The sequence below is a fragment of the Candidatus Regiella endosymbiont of Tuberolachnus salignus genome, from assembly GCF_964020115.1.
Classification (GTDB): Bacteria; Pseudomonadota; Gammaproteobacteria; order Enterobacterales; family Enterobacteriaceae; genus Regiella; species Regiella insecticola.
Window position 1 is genome coordinate 1,701,862 of the sequence record NZ_OZ026542.1, and the last position, 23,506, is coordinate 1,725,367.

General features: G+C 45.1%; 2 protein-coding genes. One reads left to right on the forward strand and one right to left on the reverse strand.

What is annotated here, in order from left to right:
- Nucleotides 1-86: 86 nt before the first annotated feature.
- Nucleotides 87-13,649, reverse strand: coding sequence for a C80 family cysteine peptidase (locus AACL30_RS08785; RefSeq protein ID WP_339056373.1), 13,563 nt, complete (start codon nucleotides 13,647-13,649; stop codon nucleotides 87-89).
- A 437-nt stretch (nucleotides 13,650-14,086) separates the two neighbouring features.
- Here AACL30_RS08785 and AACL30_RS08790 point away from each other — a divergent pair, with 437 nt between their 5' ends.
- Entirely contained in the window at nucleotides 14,087-23,482 is a 9,396-nt protein-coding gene (locus AACL30_RS08790; RefSeq protein ID WP_339056374.1) for a TcdA/TcdB catalytic glycosyltransferase domain-containing protein, read from the forward strand.
- Nucleotides 23,483-23,506 lie beyond the last annotated feature (24 nt).

A 23,506-nucleotide genomic window follows, 5' to 3' on the forward strand; every position in this document is an offset into this window, starting at 1 on the left:
AAGACGCCCGGCGCGCAGCAATCTTCATTTCCATAAGTACATGAGGATTGCGCGCACCGTACAACGCCAAATTCATTGGGTATATGCTATGCCGGCACCGCTAACCATAGCGAACTTAATTGCGAGTTAAAACGCGCTACAGGCAATGCGCCGCTGCTTTCAGGGGAAGAAAACCCTGTCATTGCCTGCGCCAGGGCATCAATATTGCTCCCCACCAGCTGATAACCGCTGACGCTCAAGGTTTCTATTTTTGATGCCGTATCGGTGTAATAATTTTTGATAATCACGCTACCTGCTTCAGGGGTACCCTGAATCAACACCTTTAAATCCTCACCGCTTTTTTGTAACCATAATTGCTCCTTATTAATGCTGCTAAATTCCAAGCGGTCTTGACCCCCTCTATCACACAGGATGTCATGGCCATCACCTAAGGCATATTGATACCGATCATCACCCCTGCCCCCTTGTAAGTTGTCGTCATCTTTACCGCCGCTGATCTGATAGCCGACATCACTGGTATCGAGAAACACATCTCTGCCTGCCCCCAGCGCTAATTTATTGCCGATTAGCATGGTTTCATGCCGCACGACAATGTGATCGTTCCCTTCAGTGGTAACAACTTGTCGTCCCAGAGAGACGTTTCTATTAGCGTCGATACAAAGTTCCACCATATCGCCATTGTTGGCCTGTATCCATAGGTGGCGATATTGCTCAGATTGCTTAAATTTGCTGATACGCACCGTCGGATTTGAGTCGCGGGCGGTGCGATGCGTTAAGATGATATCGTCACCGTCATCGGACAGGGCGATCTGGTTGATTAACCAGGGCACGATGACATTATCGATCGCGATTTTACCGCCCTTGACGCTGCTCACATCCTGATTATTAATGCAAATGTTACGCGCTCCCCGGCCGATGTAGTAGCTGTCCGAGCCGCCATTACCGCGCAGTGTATCCTGTCCCGTGCGGTGCCATAACCGATTATTCTCTTCATCGCCAGGCAATAATGAGGTTGATAACAGGTTATCTTGTTCATCACCGATGATTTCGTTGCTCCATTTTGTTCCAACGAGCGCCAATGAAAGAAAAGAGGGTAACGTTGTCGTTTGGCCGATAACTTGCCCTTTGGCTTTGACGATAATCTGCCCTTGGCCGTTGCCGCGGCATGAATGCACCTCGATATCGGCAGAGGGCACTCCCTTTAATGCGCTACGCCGCGTTTGATCCATTTCACTGACATATTGCGCTCGCAAGCGCAATGGCGGCCAGTTCCCCGCCGCGTCCTGATGTAATGTCTCTGGCCAACCGCTGATCAGCACGCCATCACGGGTGTAGATCCGGTAATGATGTTGCAGATTTTTTTGTTTGCCGTCAGCGCTGAGTCGATACATGTTCTCTAAAGACAGCACACTGTGTTTTTGCTGATCATCACACAGGCTGATCTCAACCGAATTAGCCTGTAAGGAAAGCTGCGCTAGGTTCGCGACATCATAATCGAGCAATACATTGCTATGCTCTCCTTCTTCTGTTTCTGTTATCACCACCTCAGTGTTGCCAACAGCGCCTGAGCACGGTTGATGTTGCAAAATGCGGTAGGTGTCAATGCCGATACCGCCGCTCGCCGTGCCAGCCGACAATATCAGGGTATCGTTACCTCCGTTACCCTCTAGGATATCGTGCCCTCCCTGACCATTTAAAATATTGTCCGCCTCGTTACCTATTAATTCATCATCGGTTTCGCTGTGGCCATAAGCGTGCTCGATACCGCTTAAGTGGGCGATCAGCGCTTTACTGTTTTTGTAACGCGCTTCACCTTTGAGTAGATCAAGGCGGTAGCCTTCATTCGGCAAGGCCACCGCCGCTATCACTCTATCCTCACGATCCTTTGCCGCTGACGAGGCGGGACCACCGGTTAACCGGCTCGGAATGGCAGGTGCCGCTTTGCCCATCAGCAAAAAGCTATCGCCTTTGCGTTCGCCAGTAAACAGCTTGCGATCTTCACCCACTTCAAAAAAATTGAGGCAATCACGATCACCCTCGGCGCTATCGTTACCGCCACCTAAACTAAACCAGGCAATGCTTTCTGTAATGGGGAAGGAAGTAATGGGATGAGCATTGACCGTACCCAGGGCATTGAGCGACAGTAAGCGCGGGGTGCTGGCGGGATCTCGGTCGATGCCTAAAATTTGATGGTCGCGCCGATGCGCCAATTTATTTTGGCGATAAGGGAAAATTTCACCGTTTTCTTCGCGCCACTTATCACGGGTTTCAGCACCAAAGGTGCCATCACTTTGGCCATAGGCTATCGTATAATCGCCTTGATCGCCGATGACCAGCAAATCAGCACGCCCATCTCCGTTGATATCTGTTAGCTGAATTTGAGCGGTATTCAGGCTCTGCCCTAGATTTTTGATCCCCTCATGCTGTTGTGCACTAAGCGCGCGTAGAGGGATCTGCTCTCCCCCCAACAAAGTGTAAACCGCACCAGTAGCCGTGACCGAGACAATATCGCCATAGCCATCGCCATTGATATCCCCAGCCAGCCGATGGTTATACTTGGCTAAAGCAGGGAGTGTGCTTCTATACCCTTCGCCTTTGAAGCCGCCGCGTTGTTGGCTGCGAGTGTTCGCCGAATCACGTAGTTGTCTACGCTCATCGGTCTCACCCTCTGGCCGCCTAGCGGCAACTTCAAATACGAAGGGTATATCCTGCGGCGCATATAACGCGCTAATGGACAACGCAGGAATGGTTTCGAAACGGCCAGCGGCTGTACCATAGCTGATATTAATTTCACCGGGGTGATCATTAAACCCCTGAAAATCAGACGCGGATTGACTGCGGGTAAAAGAAACTAAATCTGCTCGGCCATCGCGATTGATGTCTACTAACACTGGGACAGCATCATCTAAACGTGACAGAGGCAAATCCGTTTGTTCGCTATCGATAAAAGTACCATCGGCTTGCGCCAACAAGATGCGAATACGATGATGATCATCGCCGATCACCACCATATCGTCTAAGCCATCACCGTCGATATCACCCACTAGCGTGCGCCTGGTCGACCAAATAATCGGTTTGATACTGCTAACCCACTGTCGGGGCGCATAACCCCCCTGACCATCGGCGCGCAATAAATAAAAGCCCTGTGCCGAAAAATAGCCAATATCCGGTTGCCCATCGCCATTAAAATCGCCCATCACCGCTTTGTGATCATTTTGCCGCGGATTTAATTTTGCCGTGAGCGCCTCGCTGTCCGCCGGATCTACAAAGCTACCGACTTGGTGTAATGCGCCGATAAAAGATTTTTTTAACACTTGGGATGAAAGATGACCATATCGCACACTATCGTTAGACGACTTTCTTTTCGCTTCGTAATAAATGTATTCACTGGGTTCAGCGTGCACATCACGATAACGTTCCATGGTCATCGAATGATAACCCGTCATCACGGGTACAGATGCTGTCTGAAACCTTGTGATCACCCCATCTGCCTCAGCGGGCAGAACTTCATCTTGGATGAGCCGACGGACTCCGCCGAGGGTTCCGGTGATTTTTTTATAATGATGCTCTAACAGATGAGGCTCACCCAGGCTGAGATACAGGGCTCCAATCTGGCCATTCCCCTGTAAACGCCTTGTCGCTTCCTGTTCCCGCTGTGCGGCCAGCGCCTTATTCGCAGCCACTTCACTGCTATGATACGCCATCTGATTGGCTATCGAGGGTTTCTGTGACTGCCCTGTGAAAGCTAATAAACCGCTGTGGAATTTTTCCCAACCGGTTAAATGAACCACTTTTTCAATTTCTTCTACTTCGCGCACCGCAGAGTAGATCCCCCCAGCGAGGAGTAAAGCAGCCCCCAAAGCCAGCCCTACCGGTCCGGCGATACTGGCCGTCGTGCCGCCAATGGCAAAAGCAGCGGGGACGCCAATGCTGATCAAGGCGCCGGCAATGGACAATGAGCCATTCACGATCAAATCCTGTCGTAATTTAGCATCAGTAATGACCGCAAGTTGACTGAAAGCACGATAAGCTTGATAAATATCAAAGCCGCTTGAAAGCACACCCAACAATGGAGCACCAAAACGGGCTAAATGCAGCTTAAAACCAGAGCGAATGCCCAATTGGCTTAGACGACGCCCCCACAACCCCAATCCCTCTTGGGTTAAATCAATGGCGACATTACTCACTAAGGAGAATACCGCCAATTCTTTTTCAAAAATAAGTTCTTTTCTCTGTTCTGCGCTTAAATATTGGTTTTTAAGTAACGTATTATATTTGGCGATATCCCTGAGCGAGCGCAGATAACCGTAACCTTGCATGGTGTTACCCGCGCGGCGCGTAAAACTTTGTAACCGCGTTCGAGCAGGCATTATCAACACATTTTTAACTGCTGGCTCCAAGGCGGCGTCAATGTGTAACTGCAAAGGAATTTTGCTTTGGCTCAGATCATCGAGTGTCGAGGGAAGAGGAGCCCCATCGGCAGGACGCAACGTGACATAGTGGTTTATGATTTCTAGCTGCTGTTGTGCACTGATTGTGTCGCGCCTTTTACCGCCTGCGGCCAATATATTTTCTATGCCTTTGGAGATGATTTGTTGTTTTAGAAAACAGACCGCCTGTTGATCTTGCACTGTCGTGTAATCGGCTTGATGCAGATAACGTGCTAATTTTTTGGCATCAAAACGCAGTTGCTGCGCGATTTCTAATGGTGTCAATTGGGCGAGATGGTTTTGGCAAAAAACTTTATCGGCAATGCGTGCGCCCATTTTTTGCAAAATAACGGGCGAGATAGTCACATCGCTGAGGATAATATTTTGTGCCGCTGCCAACCGCTGTGATTCACTTTTAAAATCACCGCATAAACTTTGCAGCGAGGCTAAGCTTGTGAAACGCGCTTTGGCCGTTTTCATCGCCACTTTATACAATACTGGCACCGGAAGGTTATCTGCCTGGCGCGGCAAATGCGCTATATAGCGTTGTAAGATAGTATTTAACGGCGGTTCATTTTGGCTAGCATCGCTATTTTCGATGCGCATCACACCGGTATTGGCATCATACAAATGAAAAATACGCTGCCCTTGGGGATCATGACTGACAGATAATGTCAGCACCTGCTGGTTCATTGTCAGCAGATAATCACCGATCGGCACTTCAGCGTAAATGGTCGGTAAGGGCTGGCGAATAAAAATATCGGGATGCGCTTCAGGGGTGGATAACAGGGCATCAAAGCGTTGACGAAATTGTTGTAGCTGATAACGATCATTATCAGAAAGTGGCTCATCGGCGTGCTGCTGGTTTATTTCAGCGTAGGTATTGAGGCCATTGAGGTAATTTTGACCGATTTCTGTACCCTGAGCCCGATGATGTAACCAGCTGATGGCGGCAGCGGTCGCCGATTGGTAAGCAAATGCGCTAGCATCATCGATAAACAGCGCCTGAGGCGCTAAATCGATCTTCACGCCTTTCATACCCAGGGTCGCTGCCTGCCAGTCGGTGATCCGATTAACCTGATGGCTATCCCAGGCTTGACTTATCTCTAATGCTTTTTGCCCACTCATCCCTGCTAGCTGGCGGTGAACGCCGCGCAGCTGCAATAGCTGTGCCGCTTGGTAATGCCATAACCTATAACGCGATTCATGAGTGAGCAGCTGTTGTAACCGTTCTTGACTGAACTGCGCATTATCATCATGGAAAAAATCAGCTAGCTCATGTTGTTGCTGTGTTGTCAGTGTTGCTAACGATTTCCGCTTAAACTTGAGATCCTCCACTAACGCCATCACCTGGCGCAGACGACCACTTAGATCACCTGCTCTTTCGTTTGGCGTCGGAAGATAGCGATTTTGTTTGGCATCCAGTGTCAGGCTGATCCGCGCCGAACGGGCGGGTTGTTCACCTTCTCGGGCAGTGAGTTGATGGCGATGCCCGCTGTTTTTCCCCTTTTCTGTGCCACTAATTTTGATGGCGCTGGAATAACCAACCAAAGTGATGGGTTTGCTGTTCTGTTTAAGCAATTCAGGAGCAAAATCAAATAAAAAACCGCTTTTTTGATCATCATTCACCAAGGCACAGCCGGCGAGGATCAGTTTACTGATCGGCTGGTGGATATGGTGCTGTATGCCAAGTTGACGATGCACTTGGCGGGTCACCGCCGCGAGCGCTTGCGCATCGTAGCCCGCTAAGGTGTTGTTGTTGTGAGTATCACTCTCGCCGCCACGACCATGGCCGACAAAGAACAGCTCCAGCGCGCCACTCAGGTGAGGTAAATCGCCGTACAGCAAACGCAATTTTCCTTGTACATCCCGTTGAAAAACGACGGTTTGACTAGGATGTTTATCTGCCAGATCACTGGCCGCTTGGCAGATCACTGCCTCGTTTTCAAGCTGAATGATCACCCGTATTTTAGCGGTTTTATCATCGCTTAGCTGAGCATTTTCTATATTCACCTTCGGCTTCACCCAACGGTCAACATCATCACGTTGTACCGGCTGAAGACTGCTGAGCCTGTGATCAATAAGAGGGTAGTCGGGGTGTTGATAGTCGCGAATATTGAGCGAGGAGCCTTGCCGGGTGATTTCGCCAATATTTAATACCCTTAACCCCTGCCATTGTGCTTTATAAAACAACCTATCGTAGATGCTGGGATCTTCACCGGCCAGCGTTCTCTCTTCCAAATGGTAAAGCTCGGGTTCAAAATGCTGTAGCAGGTCGGCAAGGTTAACCGCAGATTCGCCATTCGAACTGACTAGCCATAAGCGATTCGAGGCTATCCCGCTATTGGCAGGAACGGAAATATGTACCTCGCTTAATAGCGTCCCATTGCCCACGGTAGAATTTTTTCGATTCAGTACCGCATTATCCGCGATAGGGACAACGTCTAAACCTCTGGTATCAATCAGATAAACAAAACCTTTTTTTTGTTTTCTGTGTATGGGCTCATATTGATCAATACCGGAATCGTAATCGGAATCTGAATTAAACGCAGAGTAAGTAGGATCATCTTGGCGCGAGTGGAATTGACCCGCCCTACCAGCATTGTCATGAACATACTCTTTCACGTCTTGATAAGCCGTACTGGCACAGAATGTGAGATCCGTAGCCTGGGGTTCAGTATGACCGCCCGCAGATGCCAGCATTTTTCCATCCGTGGCTAATGCATAGGGGGTACGAAGAGTTCCACGAAATGCCCCGCTGATAACAGTGCTAAAAAACGCCTGGTTTGAGTTGGTTTGATAGCCGCTCGCTCTGCTATATTCCGCGATAAATTCATCGCTAAAATCAAACGCAGGTTGCCGGTCTTTTTCATTTATCACTGTTCCCGTTTGCTGTGTCTGCAGCTTAAGCAAAATAGAATCGATAACACGATGAAGGTGCTGGAATCGATTAGGGTTATTAGGATCCATGGAGGTCACTTTATGCTGCTGCGCCCAGGTAGGCACCACTTTTTTATCTGTCAAGATGAAAACAAATTGCTGACGCAATTCACCGGACATATTAAAACTTCGCCATACTGTTTCAGTGTCATTTTCTGCCGGATACAACGTCTGCAATATTTGTAGCGCCTGTTGTTTGCCTTGTTCTAAAGAGGAAAATTTTTCTATGACTCGTTTTGTCCAATAGTCCCTATTGTGAAGAAAATAGAGGCTATTGACTGGCGGCGGTTGAGAAGTGCTGGGGGCAGGCTGATGAAGCGGCTCAGGAGGAGCCACTGCCTCAATTCGAGCGCGTTTTGCCAAGGGCTCTTGCTCTTCGGGCGGCGACTCCATTACCCTTTCAGACCTTGTGGGAGTAGGGGAAGCGTCACTGTCTTTTGCATTCGGCTTGACGGAAGCGAGGTTGATACCTTCCTGCTCAATCCTTTGTAGCATAAGCTGATACTGACTAAGACGCACGTCGCTAGCATAATCAAATTGGTTAAGAAAATCTTCCGCCTGTGAATGCGAATAAGTAGGTTCGATACGTTGAACCCAGCCGATTAAATTTGACCATTGTGCTGAAGTCATCCCCCATTGTCCGGCTACGAAACGATTTTCAGCTCGTTTACGCTGTAGCTGATGATAACTGCCTAGAGTGAGTCTACGACCTCGTGAGTCAACATCAACGGTCGTTCGATAGGCGATGACTTTTATTGGGACTTCTATTGATTTTCCTGCTTGCTTGCGATTCAGAAATTGTTCAAGTTGCGTTCTGTAATCGTTAAATTCTGGATCACTGCTGGCTAACGCACAGCCCATCAAAACAATTTCTTTGGGAGCACTATTAATACCATAAAGATTATTTAACTTGCGGCTAACCCCTTCTAGCACAAAACTTAAATGAAATGGCAGGTATTCCGCTAACGAAGTATGATTATGATCATCGCGCCCCCCTCGCCCATGCCCTACTACATGCCAGCGTACATTACCGTTCAACACCACAGGATTGCCATGGACTAATCGCAAATTGCTTTGCAGATCACGCTGAAACAAGACAGATTTTTCAGGGTGTTTCGCCGCTAATTTGGCAGCGGCTTCCATACTATCGGGATCATCCTCTAGTTGCAGAATAAGAATGCCGTCAAATCGGGTTCCTTCTTTATTGGGTTTATCGGTATTGACTGCCTTTTGTGCCCATTGCTCTACATTCCCACGTTTTGCTGACACAGGGGCGCTTAGCCCCCCTCTGCTAATCCGTCTAGCAACATCATCGGCTTGGATTGACAGTTGATTATCGCTTATTTGTAGGACGGGCAGCCCCAAGCGATGCGCTATACCAGGTAAGAAACGATCATAGCCTTGACTGGATAACAAAAGAGAACTATCGCCGATAGCCACAAATTTTTCACCGGCAGGTAAAGACGTTAATATTTTCTCCGCGTGGGCATTAACCATACCTTGCAGGAAGGTTTCAACATAAAGCTGATAAATTTGACCCAGGGCAACCACCTTTAGCCCTTTCTGGCTGGCGGCCATAAACAAATCATAAAAATTAGTGCTGTTTAATACCGAGCGCAAATAACCAGGGAGAGGTTTATTGGGATATTGCTGAAAACGATCAATATAGGATTGCGTTAGGCTGTCTAAAGGCAAGCCAAGCGTAGAAACACCGAGTGCTTTCAGGGTATCTATTTGCTGAATAATAAAAGCATTCATGGTGCTATCAATAGGTTGATAACCATAATTTTGGTTATAGCCATTGATCAGCAAGCCCTGGCGCCCCGCGAGTAATAATGCCAGTTGCCCGCCGGTATCCTCCACTGCCAATTGCTGATTTAATTGACTCAGCGCTTCCCCTGAATATTGTCGATCCCAAGCGGCGATATTAGTACTATAAATATTCTTATATACCCTTTCTATCCGTGCTAACCATACTTTTTGCTGTCGACGTAAGTAATCTTTATTACCATAGGTCGCCAACATGGTGCGCTTATGATTCAGGTGCTCTTCAACGCTAAAAGGACGACGATTATTAGGATTACGTTGATCACCTTCATGACGCAGTTGCAATTTTGCTAAGAAAGCATCAAGAAATTTCCTGACACGAGCCCCCTTTTTATCAATGTATAATGCGTTTAGTTCTTCTTCACTATAGCCCACATGAATTAATTGACTGACGTGATCGATCTTGATCTTTTTTAATGCCCCCATTTCTTGTTCGTTGGCTAAAATCGTATCCAAGCCATGAAATTCACCACTAAACGGGAAATGGTAAACCGCTTTAAAGCCCAGCGCCTCTGCATTGGGCACCAAACCGTTGAAGCCTTCTAGTTTAATGTGCCAAAAATTTTTGCGGCCGGAGTGAGGAAAGAGATATCTATTGTGCCGAAAGGGTGCCGGCACATCACAATAAATATCATCCATCATTCTGCCAAAGATAAAATTGATGAAAGTCAGTCGGGTAGCCGGTGGATGCTTTAATACGGATTGATAAATATCAGCCGCGAGGAAGGGCTGAAGTTTCATCATATCAAGGATATTTTTTCGCAGCGGATCGGATGGCAGATGAGTAAAAAGAACCTGATTAATTTGATTTTGTAACGTCGATATCACGGATAAACCGTTGCTAGCAATATCATCACGGAGATAATTCAGATGAAAATCAATATTTTTTAATAAAATAAACGCGGTTTCGATCTGCTCAGCCCCTGTTGTTGTATGTAATTTATCCAGGTCAGCATAGATCTGCTTATATAATGGCAAGCCAAGGGTGTCGATGCCAACGACTGAGATATGACTGTGTAACCTCACTGTCGACATGACATCTCGCCGAAACAAATAGGCTATCGTCTGAGCAGGGAGCAAGGTGGTTAAATGGGCTTTATTTTGCTCGAGGATCCGGATGATTTCTGATGACCACGGTTGTTTATCGGCGAGTGCTAAAGCCTCTTCATAAATGTTGATGGGTGTATCGCTGTGATGATGGTAATGCGCTACGCTGGGCGCCACTAATGCCTCCACCATGGAAACATTGACTTGCTTGATAGCCAGCATCAAAGCGTTAGCCCTATCATCTTTAGCCTGATATTCCAATAATTTGCTTACCAAGAGAGGATCGCCTGATAAAACTGCCGCTTCTAGAATAGACGTATTGGTCAACAAGTTTTTTTCATTCGGATCAGCACCTGCCTCCAGTAATAGGGTCAACATTTGCAAATTTTTATTTTCAATCGCCTGGGATAATACGTTATAACGAGCAGCATCTTGATAATCGGATAACGGATGCTTTGCCAATAAAATAGAGACTAACCAAGTTTGATCTGTTCTTATTGCCGCAAATAAAGGATTTTCAATATAACCATATTGACGTTGTTTTAAATCAAGTTCATCTTGGGTTAATAATAATTCGATGGTTTGCCGATCCTTAGCGTTAATCGCTAATAAAAATAATCGGCTAGGCGTATTAATCGTCTGGCCAGTGATAGCATTATTCATTCCATGTATTTTAATAATGACTATGTTTATTAATAACGCTTTTAATACCCTATTTTGAAAATTATTTAATCTATTCTGCGGGATTTGATTATCCTGAAAAGATGAGCCATTAATATAATAATTAATATAAGCCGCTGCATTAGGGTTATTTCTTTTTTCAAATAAATCACAGAGCGTTGTCACCGTCATAAAATGCCACAATGACGGCGAGAGCCTGGCAAGTTGATGATCAGTCAGTTTTGTCAAAATAGGGACGAATGGATTAGGCGCTAATCGCTGAAACCACTCGAAGTTGTTTCTAATATAATGAAGACTATCATTAATCCCCCAATGAGAAAAAACCTGGCTGGCCTGTTGAGAGCTCATCTGATGAAATAACATATCAGAAACCTGCATCAGCTGCTCATGCGGTAATCTGAGCAGCAAGGGTAATAAAGGGTTGTTTTTAAACCCTAGGAACCACTCGAAATTTCTCGTAGCATAGGCAATACCTTCTTTAACCCCCATTTGGCTAAAAAACAGGCTGGCTTGTTGATCAGTGATATGGTGAAGTAAATCTATCGAGACCAGTGGCAATTTATCAGCCGATAATCTTAACAGAACAGGTATCAACGGGTTACTGTCTAATTGTTGAAACCAATCGAGATTTTTAATTGCATAACGAATGCTTTCTTCATCACCCAATTTTTCCACAAATTGACTCAGTTCCGAAGCCGTCATTTTATGTAATAACATCGCCGGAAGATTAGCTAATAAGGTGCCATCGAGCTGAAAAATAGCCGATATTAATGGATTGTTATCTAAAGTTTGAAACCAATGACGGTGAGCCACTGCATAATTAATCGCACCTACCCCATTCAATCCCAACTTAGAGAAAAACAGATTGATTTGCTGCGTATTGGCACCTTGAAAACGCTGCGGATCTATTTTTCGCAACAATGCTTGATCCACCTCATCCCTCGCTTGTTCAATCAATAACATCAGCTGACCAAAACTTATCTGATGGATAAAATTGCCGATATTTTTAATGGTTGGCAACATCACTTCACCGTCGGTTTCCTGCCAAAAGAGATCACCTATCCGTTGAAATGTATTGCCTTGTTCATTATTCAGGTGTTGGATTGACCAGTTGAGCCAAGCAGCCTGTACGCTGACTTTGGAAAATTTTTTGGCCATTTCAATCTGCAGTAAGATGGGCTCCTGTCGTAATTGATATTTACCGTCATCCTGAATAAAAAGCGCATTCAGATCGAGATTTTTATAGCCTGGTTTAAACCCCTCTTTTGGATCTTTTATATCCATGCTCAGTCGAGCCGCTTTAGCTTCTATTTGGTCATAATTAACCCTATCCGCCGTCAATTGGCGGCGAAAAAAATCCAGATGATCTTGAGCCAACTGATAGGTAATACGATAGGGTGTCAGCGCTTCGGTCAATTTTTTCCGATAGCGGGCAACTAATCGGGGAGTCACTAAATCCAAATTTCTAAAACGATCTTGACTGCCTGGCAGAGCCAGTTTTTGATGAAAGTGATCCCAAAACGCATTGAATGTGTGGATGTTGTTATTTATTGCGTGTTGAACCATAAATTCGAGCAAGGTATTGACCGCTATTTTTTCCTTTATTTTCTGCATATTGCTCAATAAATCCGGCGAGGGAGCGAACAAATTTGAGCTAGCTCTTAAAATATCGGTAGTGGCACCATCGGCACAATATATGATCCTGTCAGCCAGTTCATAAATTTGCGCTAATTTATTGTTGAGTGGATTTTTTGGCGTATTAGGTTGCACTAACAAACGCGCGATTTCTTCCAGCACACTTTTCACCTGGTAGTAACGGTGACTATCCTGATCATCGCTGTTCTCTATTTTTTTCTTGAATACTTTAAAATTTTCGCTCACTAAAGTGGTATTTTCTTGATCATCAACATTGGCCGTATAAAACTCAACAATTTTATCAACAGCCTGATGATATTCGGCAATGAACTGCGCATAATCTTCCGACGTTTTAAAGCTTGCCACTGCCTCAGGCGTTTCGCCGGTATAATAAACCGAATCGACAACATTAATATCATCAGCTGCTACCTGTGCGGCGGCGCCTTCAACGGGCGCCGCAGCGTCAGGGGCATGTTTCTTTTCTCTATTTCTCTCTCTTTGCTGCTGTGCCATGCGAACAAGATTCATGCCATTGTCCTGAATATCGCGCAACAGTTGCTCATAATCCTGGATACGAGAATCTTCGGGAAAAGTAAACAGATCGAGAAAAGCTTCGGCTTCAGCGTAGGAATAATTTGGCTGAATATCTTTTACTTTGGTGATCAAGGTTTGCCATTTTTTAGGTGGAATACCCGCACGGTTAATATGAGCGGCTAAAACTGGCGTAGGGTCGCTCTCTGGAAGATCGGCGGGAGGGAGAGGCTGAGATGAGCCGGCAACGGTCATTTTCACTTTTTTGGGGGGAGGCACTTCTTGCTCGGAGGTTGATTTGTCTATCATTGTCCAACTGAGAGGAGAATGATAACCATGATTAAGTGGTCCCGGATCAACCAAAGCAAGCTCAACATGGGTTTCTTCAATACCCTCTAGCATCGATTGATAATCGCTCACTTTGGTGGCGTTAGCATAATTAAACTGATTGAGAAAAGCTTCTGCTTCAGCCAATGAATAGCGAGGCTCAATATGTCGAACCCGCTCAATCAAATGTGCCCATTGTTCTGAAGTAATACCTTCTGGATTTTTTGCCATTTTTATCATCCCTGATTTGGAGTCTATATACCCTTCGTCATACCCTTTGTCTTTCAAGCCGCCGCGTTGTTGGCGGCGGGTATAAAATCGTTATTTAGTTTTCACCCTACTGGTGAAAGACGTTAAGCAAGCACTGATGCCGTAAATAATGCTAGCCATGAACTATTCATCTTTGCGTGTAAAATTTTATAACGCAAATAATATTGCTTCAAGTTGAAATATGTGCCTATAGGCCAGGCAACGAACATCTATTTTTTCCATCATCGATTATTAAATCCATTTAATAAATAACAGAAATAAGGAAATAAATCACTTTTAATTTTATTTTTTTATCTTATTAATACAATATCCTAGATAAATGTGATTTATATAAAAAACGTAAAATAAAAATAAATAATCATTTCATTTTATAGGCTTAATTTAAATAGGGATATATCATGACAGAGAGAAATTTACACGAAAACAGCGGTATTGAAAGTAATAATCAACGTCATGATTATAATGAAATCAAAAAAGCTCAGGCGCACTATCAAGAACAATTAAACAGTATTCAAAATAGCCTGGAAGAATGGGAATTACTCAAAGAAATTAACCAAAAAATACATCGTTATATTGAAAAATACCCGCTAGTAGGCAGTGATGAGGTAGAACACTTACGCAGTGAGGAGATAAAACAATTACTATATCAAAATCAACAACGTAACCGAGAACTGGCGCTAATGCCAGAATTACGACAAGAGATACCCAAAAAAATACATTTTGTTTGGTTAGGTAAATTAGGCACTATTCAGCAAGAATATATAAGAACCTGGAATGAAATAAATAAGGGAGAAAATTATACCACCACCATTTGGTATGATAAGAATGCGTTATTGGTACATGAATTAAATAAACGTATAAAAACTTTTGCTAAAAAAATTAATCAGTTAAATTTCACACCTGATGCTTATGCTAACGCAGTGATAGTAATACAGAATCAAGCTTATCAAAAGATAACCGAGGCGTTAGAACGAGGGTTGACTTTTGATCAAGCCTGCATTGATTTTATTCGGGATGATCTCAGGGGGGATGAGCAGGAGTTAAGGAATATTAAAAAGCAAAATCAAGCCTCTTTTGATGATTTTATTCGTAGTGAAGAAGAAGCAGGGCGTCATTATAGGCTTCAAAGTGTGGAACAACTGTTTCATACTGATCCGCGCAATCCAAACCCTGTACAGGATAAAGAAATACAAATACAGCAAAAAAACTACCAATTAGAATTAGCACTGCGCCAAAATATGGCGGCGGCGTCAGATATGCTGCGGCTTAAGGTTTTGGAACAACAAGGAGGGAGATACTTTGATGCCGATCTTTTACCGGCCTTTAAAGCAGACCTATGGGAAAATCTTGAGATACCCGCTGCACTATCAAAATCTGATTTAAATAATACAAACTTTAACTTAGCCAAGACACAATTGGTACTAGAGCATTTATCAGAATTTTTCCCGCATAGAAAAATGTTGTTTGACAGCAATAAATATCAAGATTATGCCAAATCTTTTGCAGAAAAAGACCCAGATTATGCAAAGCTGATCAACAATATGCGTATTTTCATTCGGAATAAGGGCAATACGCTGAGTAATTTTTTCCAGCCTTTACGGCCGATAAAATTACATCCGGACGGTATTCTGGTCGCTAAACATAGAGATGGCAGCATCAATAATAACGCTATATTCTCTCATCCGAATAGCGGATCAATAAAATTATTGCAACAACAGATAGGCAATAATTATCGTTTTTTACGAGACCATGATCTGGTTTTCATTGATAGTGCTGATGTCATTAATGATCATATAAAAAATTATATGGATAAATTACCCGAGGCGTTGTGGAAAGATCCGAAATCCACTGCACGTGCGCGTGGTGAAATTGGTAATATATCATTTCGTAAGGACGGCATTGTCTCTGATAGTCAAGCCACGGTATTTCTCTCTGGACCGGGGATGTTTGAAAGGAGGATAAGGAGCTATTCGGAGCAGATGTTTGGGCAACAGGGTAATCCGTTAAGTAGTAGCGCAGAAGCAAGCTTTTTTATTAATGGGGTATCTTCAGATTTTAATAATTTTACCGAAGAAGACATGGTCAGTAGCTGGATACAACAGACTGAAGAATCTAGCCAAACATTGCTAATAAAGAGAAGTGATCAACTAAAAGAATGGTCAGCGCTAGGTATTGAAAATAAGCCTCATCAAGGAAATGCTAATCAAGAAAAACTTTACAACGACATTCGTCATCATTTTGATACACTTTTTTTAGAAAATACAGATAAGAAACTGCTAAAAAATATTTTTTCTCTGCAATTAAAAATTCAATCTTATATTAATAAATATCCAAAATTTCCTTCTGTGACCGTATTAAAAGAATTAAAAGGAAAAATTCATAATATCCTTTTCCCTGATACTGATTTTAAACGTAATCAACTAGGATCAATTCTACTTATTTCAACAATAGACCTAGAACAAGCTGCCCGTATTTATATATCAATTCATGATCACAATAAACATGGTAAAGCCGAACCGAATATTAATGCGCTTATTTTTTCAGACCCTTACTTGCAACCATTCAAAGGATTTACCGGTGAAGAAAACGATATTTTACAGGGTAAACAGGGGGTTTTTAATGCCAAGTTTCATATTCCACTGGGTAATAGATTTACTGTATTTAAAGCCAATTTATTGGCTGCCCAAGCGCAAAATGTATTGAATAACGTTTATCTGGACGAAAAAACAAAAATTGCACATATTGGCTATAGCTATAATGAATTAACCGCATTAAAAAGAAATGAACATGTTGGCATCATTCTTTATACGATAATATTAGCCATCCAGGAAAAAAAAGACAGCAACTTTATCGGGCAAACCGATCTATTAATGTTAAAACATTTTTCGAATAGACGCTATTTACAAGATATTCGTAAGGAGCGTTTAGCAGATATTAACAAAATTGGAAAAAGTGATCCCAATACAGAAATAGCCGAGTGGGATAAACACTATTCTGGCCAAACAGGAGAACAGCTACAACAACGGCTTCTTGATAAAGATTTGAATATTAATAGCTGGCTTGATGTATTACTTGAAAACCGTAAGGGTCTATTGATTAGTGAAAATAATTATGGGCTGGATTTTGTCACTCGGCATCTGCTCGATCTTAAAAGTAAAGGGATCACCACCATTGGTTTAGGTGTACTGAACGCCAAATTTGCCCAACCTTTAATTGATGATTATCTGCGCACCGGGAACTTATCCGGCGAGTTAGCGGTGATGGTTGAGACAAATGGCCTGGGTAAACTTTTTGAAAGTGCATTCGCGAAAAAGATGAAAATTGTCGCTCTGGGCGTCGATAGCAGACGAAAAGGGATTGAAGAGGATGATTATGAAAATATTTATCGTATAGATAAAACCAATCAAGGGGTGGTAGAAGCCTTCAATCAACCGGGTGAAAAATTCGTTGCTATTTTAAGCTCGGAATTTCTTCAGTCACAACCGGGGATCGAGGGGCCGTTATCAGGCATAACCCACCGCTTGGGATTACCGGCTCTGACCGTCAATGAGAGCGGATTTACATGGTTAGCGGACAATATTTCTCAGCGTAAAGCTTACCAACCCTTGTCACTCAATTCGATTGAGCGGAGTGCATCCTTTCCCCATTTCTCAGTGACCGTCGACCCTGGGTATCAAAATATTCTGTTTACGCTTGATGAGTTACATGCCCGCGTTTCAAATAGTGGAAAAATTAATACAGCTTGCCAATTACACCAAGAGATCCAGCAGTATATTCAGCGGAACCCCGATTCTGAACTTAACTCACGGCTAATCACCCTGAAAAGACAGATTGATGCTCTATTCCCTTCTTTTGACCTACCACTTAGTCCAGGCAGAGGCCAAAAGCGTAAAATGCTACCAGCAATATTTGACACTCATGGGTCTAGGGAAGGTAAGGCAACACCTAATCAGTTAAGCATTAACGCCCCATCGGGGCAGCTCTCGGCATTAGGAGAAAATACACCAGCCACCGTAAAAAATACCGATGTCGAACATTGGCAAAAACCCGGCGTGACGATCAAGGATGACGGCGGGGACACGGCTTATGATGGCCAGATCGTTATTCAAATAGAAGACGATCCCATTGCTGCCAAGGCAGCGGCAGATTTAGCCGGTAAACATCCTAATACTCTGTTAGTGCAGCTAGATCTCGAAGGCAATTATCATTTACTCCACGGTGATGCAGCACAGCTTGGTGGTAAAACTAACCTGCGTGTACAGCTGGTGGGGCATGGTCGAGATGGTGGAGTGACGGCAAGTCATATCACGATGGGAGGGCAAAATAATCAACAATTGGCACATCATTTAAATAGTTTTTTCGATGATTTCAAACGGCATTCGGCCATTGACATCAAACCCGCTCGTATTGTTTTAGCCGGTTGCTCGTTAGTTGATCTAAACCAACAAAACAATTTTGCCGAAGGGTTTATCCGGGTATTAAACCAAGAAGGCGTTTCAGTCACTGCATACAGTGCAGATCTGGTGGTAGCGGATGATGGTCATAGGCTGATCGTTGATAGTGAAGGCAATACCAGGAGCGCTCGCCAAGGAAAAATCATTTATCACCGTGATCAGCAAGGAAATGTTCGTGCTGAAATCAGCGCGAACCTGCCGACTAAATTACACTGGGTAGCACAACAATTAGACCAACTTGCCAGCGGTAGTACAGTAAAATCGCTAGGCTGTGCCGCTCGTACTATGCTTCAGGACGCTTTCCATTTATCTGATGGTCAATTAGATCGCCAAAAGTTACTGCTCAGTGCGCATAGCCCAGAAAACCGTCAGGCATGGGATAAGGCCACCAGACAATTGTTACAAGATCCGGCAACTTATAACGAGCAGGCAAATTTAAGCGTACAGGCCGCTTTAGCGCAACAACAGCACTCAATCCAGCAGCAACAACAGCGTAGCCGTGAATTTTTTCAAGCGGGCGAAAAGACGCAAAAAGCGCATCCCACGGTGGAGATTAACGCGCACTTGATACCTCCCTGGTATTCGCTCAGAGAGGGCATTGACACCCGGCGCGATAGCGATGCCTGGTCGTTGGCTTTTTTAGACGCTAAACAGGCCGGTAAAACACAATATGATATTTTTTCTGCTGGGTTAGCGGCCGATGCCGTGCGGCGAGTGCGCATTATCGAGGAGAGTGCCTCGGGGGCTGAACTGGCTGACAGCTATCACCTGCATAGCCAGTTCAAGCAATTAAAAAATAGCGCCGCACTCTCTGTTGACAATCCCACGATTTTTACCCGTCATAACGGGCAGGATTTATTCGGTGCCACACCTGCTGCCGGGGCGTATTTGTTAAAAGGCAAATACCACTCGGTGGCATTGCATATTCATCAGGATGAATCAGCCGGTTACCGTTATTCATTGTATGATCCTCAGGTGGGGAGTTTCGATTTAACCGCGCTCAGTACGGGGGAAAATCGCCCCGCGTTACACAGTCTACTGGACAGCTATTTACAAGGGAAAGACAATGCCGGCCAAACACGTGCTCAGCAGTATGGCATTGAAAAGACAAGCACCGGATACGCTTTTGATGCCTATCGGGTGAATATTGAACAAGCCAGAGCGCTCACTCCCCTCGGTGAATTACAAACCTTACTTAACAATCAAGTGGCCACACGCAATCTATTGTCCTCTGTCGGTCTGATGCATCGGGTTAACCAAGTGACCGGCTACGCTGGGTCGGGGATGTCTGTGCTGGGTTATTATTTGGGATATAAGGCTGTCGCCGGCTATGAAGAAGCTTTAAGGCAGCAAGGATTAACGCCCGAAAAAAGGCAGCAGCTTGAATTTGAGCGCAATTTGGCTCTGTTTTCTGTTAACACCAATCTGGCCGTTGATATCGGGCAATATGGGCTGAGTAGAATGGCCTCCGCGATGAGCGGCAGTGCGGCGAAACTCGGTGGCAGCATGGTGACCAAAGCGCGCTTTATCAAAGTGGGTGGCGCGGGATTGAGTCTCGTCGGTGTGGGGATGGACATCTACGGTGCCTATCGATCATTCTCACAACTGACCACTGAGACCGATCCTGAGATCCGACAAGATCTGATCGTCTCGGGCAGCCTCTCGGTAGTCGGGGCTGCCGTTGGCTTGGCGGTGACCGCTGCTTTTATGGTCGGAGGCGCAGCGGCGGCGGCAGCAGGGCCCCTTGGTCTCGTTGTGGGTGGCGTATTGATGCTAGTGGGTCTAGGCTATGCGACAGCACGTCAAGTGGAAGAGATAGAGAAACATATTTATTTAACGGTGGGAGAAAAATGGGATACCGGCTGGCAGGTATTTTGGGGGAACCATCCCGCGAAGGCGATACAAGATAAAATGGCGGAAACACAGCGCTCAACCTACCGTGAAGTCTGTGATCAACTCTTAACAGACAATGCCCAACAAATGGTGCGTAAGCGCGGTATCACGCCGATTTACCACTATGTTTACAGTCGTAAAGATTTTGATTTGAAAGCGCGTCGCTATTGGGAATTCAAGCTACCGCTTTTCAGTAGAATAAGAAAGGAAGACGCCAGTAAAATACGTGAAGAAGACCTAGACAGAGAAAGACAAGCATTAATAGACCGCTTTGGCGCATCAACAACCGGACCCCTTGAGGCGAGAATAACTGACGAATACTATTACACGCCGGTTTTTAAGGAAGTGGATGATTATGTTGACGGTGCCTCTGGTCTTATAGAAAACGCGGTGCGTTTCGACAATCGAGGGAATGGCAAAGCCGATGGCATCGTTCTGTTTAATCTCGGTGACGGCAAGGATACGGCGTTTGGATATCGAGGAAAAAGAAATACTTTTCTCGGCGGTAAGGGCAAAAAATACTACGAGGGAAACCAGTTAAATGACACCTTCTATTTAGGTCGCCGAGGCACTGCCGCCGCCGGTGATTTCCTCGGCAGTACTTTCTACGGTGAAAATGGCGAAGATACGCTGATTATTGTCGCTACCCCTGAAGGGATTAGTGGTTATTCGATTAATCTGACAGAAGGCTATGTTCACTACCGCAAAAACGGAGCCTGGTCAAGTGATAAGGTGGCAACCCTTGCCGATATTGAGCACGTTATAGGACACGCGACACTGAACGATCACATCGTCGGTGATAAAAACAACAACCAGCTCAATGGTCAAGGTGGGGTGAGTACCCTCTATGGCATGGGGGGAAATGATGTTCTCACCCTGGAACAGGGGTGGGCTGACGGCGGGACAGAAGAAGACAGCTACGTTATTTTGCAAAATGCCTGCGCAGAAAACGCCGAAATAGTGATTATAGACACCGGCAGTACTATTGCAGAAAACAACCATGTCATCTTAAAACAGGATGCGTCGCAAATCCGATCGATCACTTTGGTCAAAAAACACCGTGCGTGGGTAAATGGACGGTGGGTAAACAGAGACAATTATACGCTGCGTATCTTGCTCACTAACGACAATGGCACCACCACGCAACTTGATTTAGAAGACGCTTATCAGCGCTCGGCGGATGGCACACAATTGCAGTCACATCATCGCTATAACTTAACCACCCATGACGGTGTGCAGATTGATACCAGCAGCTGGCCAAAAACGCTAACAGTCGCCGATAAAAAGACAGCGAAAGGGATAAAAAGCTGGTCATTGCCGGTGCTGGCGGCGCAATATGTGGCGTTTTTGGATAATCGAAAACTCGCTAAGCTTTCAGGGGAAATCAATTCCTATTCTTTGCCGGCATTAAAAGCCACTATCGCTAAGATTAATACGGTTATTGGGGACGCTACCGGCGATGACCGTATCCGGGGTGATGGCGATAACAACCAACTCAATGGTCAAAGCGGGCACAGTAGACTCTATGGCATGGGAGGCAATGATATTCTCATCCTAGAACACGGTTTTGCTGACGGCGGGACAGAAGAAGACAGCTATATTATTTTGCAAAATACCCGCGCAAAAAACGCCAAAATAGCGATTATAGACACCGGCAGCACCTTTGCGGAGAACAACCACCTGGTATTGAAACAGGATGCAGTGCAAATCCAATCCATCACATTGATGATAAAAGATAAGGCAAATGAAAGCTGGAAACACAGAGACAATTATACACTGCGTATCTTGCTGACCAATGACAACGGCACCACCACTCAACTTGATTTAGAAGATGCCTATAGGATCTCAGAAGATGGCAAACAGCTGAAATTGCACAACCGTTATAGCGTAACCACCCGTGACGGCCTACAAATCGATACCAGCAGTTGGCCAAAAACTCTTCTGGTCGCCGATAAAACGACCAATGAAAACGGGTTGCATAGCTGGTCACTGCCGGTGCTAGCGGCGCAATATGTACCGATTTATGACAGTAAAAGAAGCGCCTTTTTGGCCAGCGCCGCAGCAGAGCAAAGTACCATTGAACTGATACAGAAAAATGCGCAGGGACAAAGTGAGATAACGATCGGTGGTCAAAAAACGGTACTGCCGAAATGGATGAGATTGCAATTGGGCGATACCGGCTATAACGATACCATCGAGGGCGATGACAGCAACAACACCTTATCCAGCGTTCAGGGTAATGACAGCTTGAAAGGAAAAGCCGGCAGCGATGTGTATCATCTCTACCATCAGCCCAACATCAGCAAAACCATCACCATTGATAATGAAGATACCAGCACCAAGCCCGATACCGATCTGATTATCCTGCACTCGGTTTCGATGGATCAATTGAATACCGTTACCCTAGAAGAGGGAGGTGATTTGGTGTTAAGGGCGGCGACCCCCGATATCGCAGTGGGTATCCTTGAACTCCGTCTGCGTCACTTTATGCAGCATCAGCGTTATCAACATGCGCTTATCCTCGATAAAGCCGGCGATTACTATTTTGTGGAAAAAGGAGAAGACGACAGGGCGCATATCTATCCTGCGTATTTTGATAGGCAGAGCGGTGGATTTAAACGAGGCACACAACAAGATAACCTGCAAAAGCAAGCCACCGCGGGCGATGACACAGTAATAATATCCAATGCGGCGTTATTGCCAGAAAATACTTTCCGCGCACTAGCCGGTAACGATACGGTCATTGATCGGAGTGACCTTGCTATCACTGTCTACGGCGGTGCAGGTGATGATAGCCTGGTTGTGGATAGGACGAAAAAAGGAAACAAAATCTTCTATGGCGAAGCCGGCAATGATTTTCTTGCCAGTGGCGCGGGTGATGATTTCCTTGATGGCGGCGTCGGCAACGATATGCTGAGAGGTAACCAAGGCCACGACCGTTTGGAAGGCGGGGAGGGGGATGATACCTATCTGTACTTCCAGGGGGATGGCAATGATGTGATCAAAGAAATCGGTGGCAATGACACCTTGGCTTTGCTTGGCAACATTACTGAAGACAATGTGCAATTACAAAGACAAGGCAACCATCTCTACCTCATTATTGCTGAACGAGAAGGTAGAGGGGCTGGTGTAATCCAGGTTAAAAATCACTTTGCTTCCATCGATTCCTCCCTCGAAAAAATACAGGTAGCAGGACATGAATACGATATTTCTGGGTTATTGAAAAATAGCCCGGCGTTTATCGGTGATTCAACAGCGATAATCTTAACGGAATTAATCCCTGCGTTATCGGGCGGCTCAGTAACAAAACAACCTGATAATGCAAACCAGGGCAAATTATTAGCAGAGGCAATGGTTTCTTTCCCTGATGCAGCTCTGCAATCATTTAACTCTCATGCATCCCTTATACCGCAGGGAGGTCAACACTTGTTGGTTCCAAGCCAGTAGTGGATCCTTCGAAACCTATTGCGT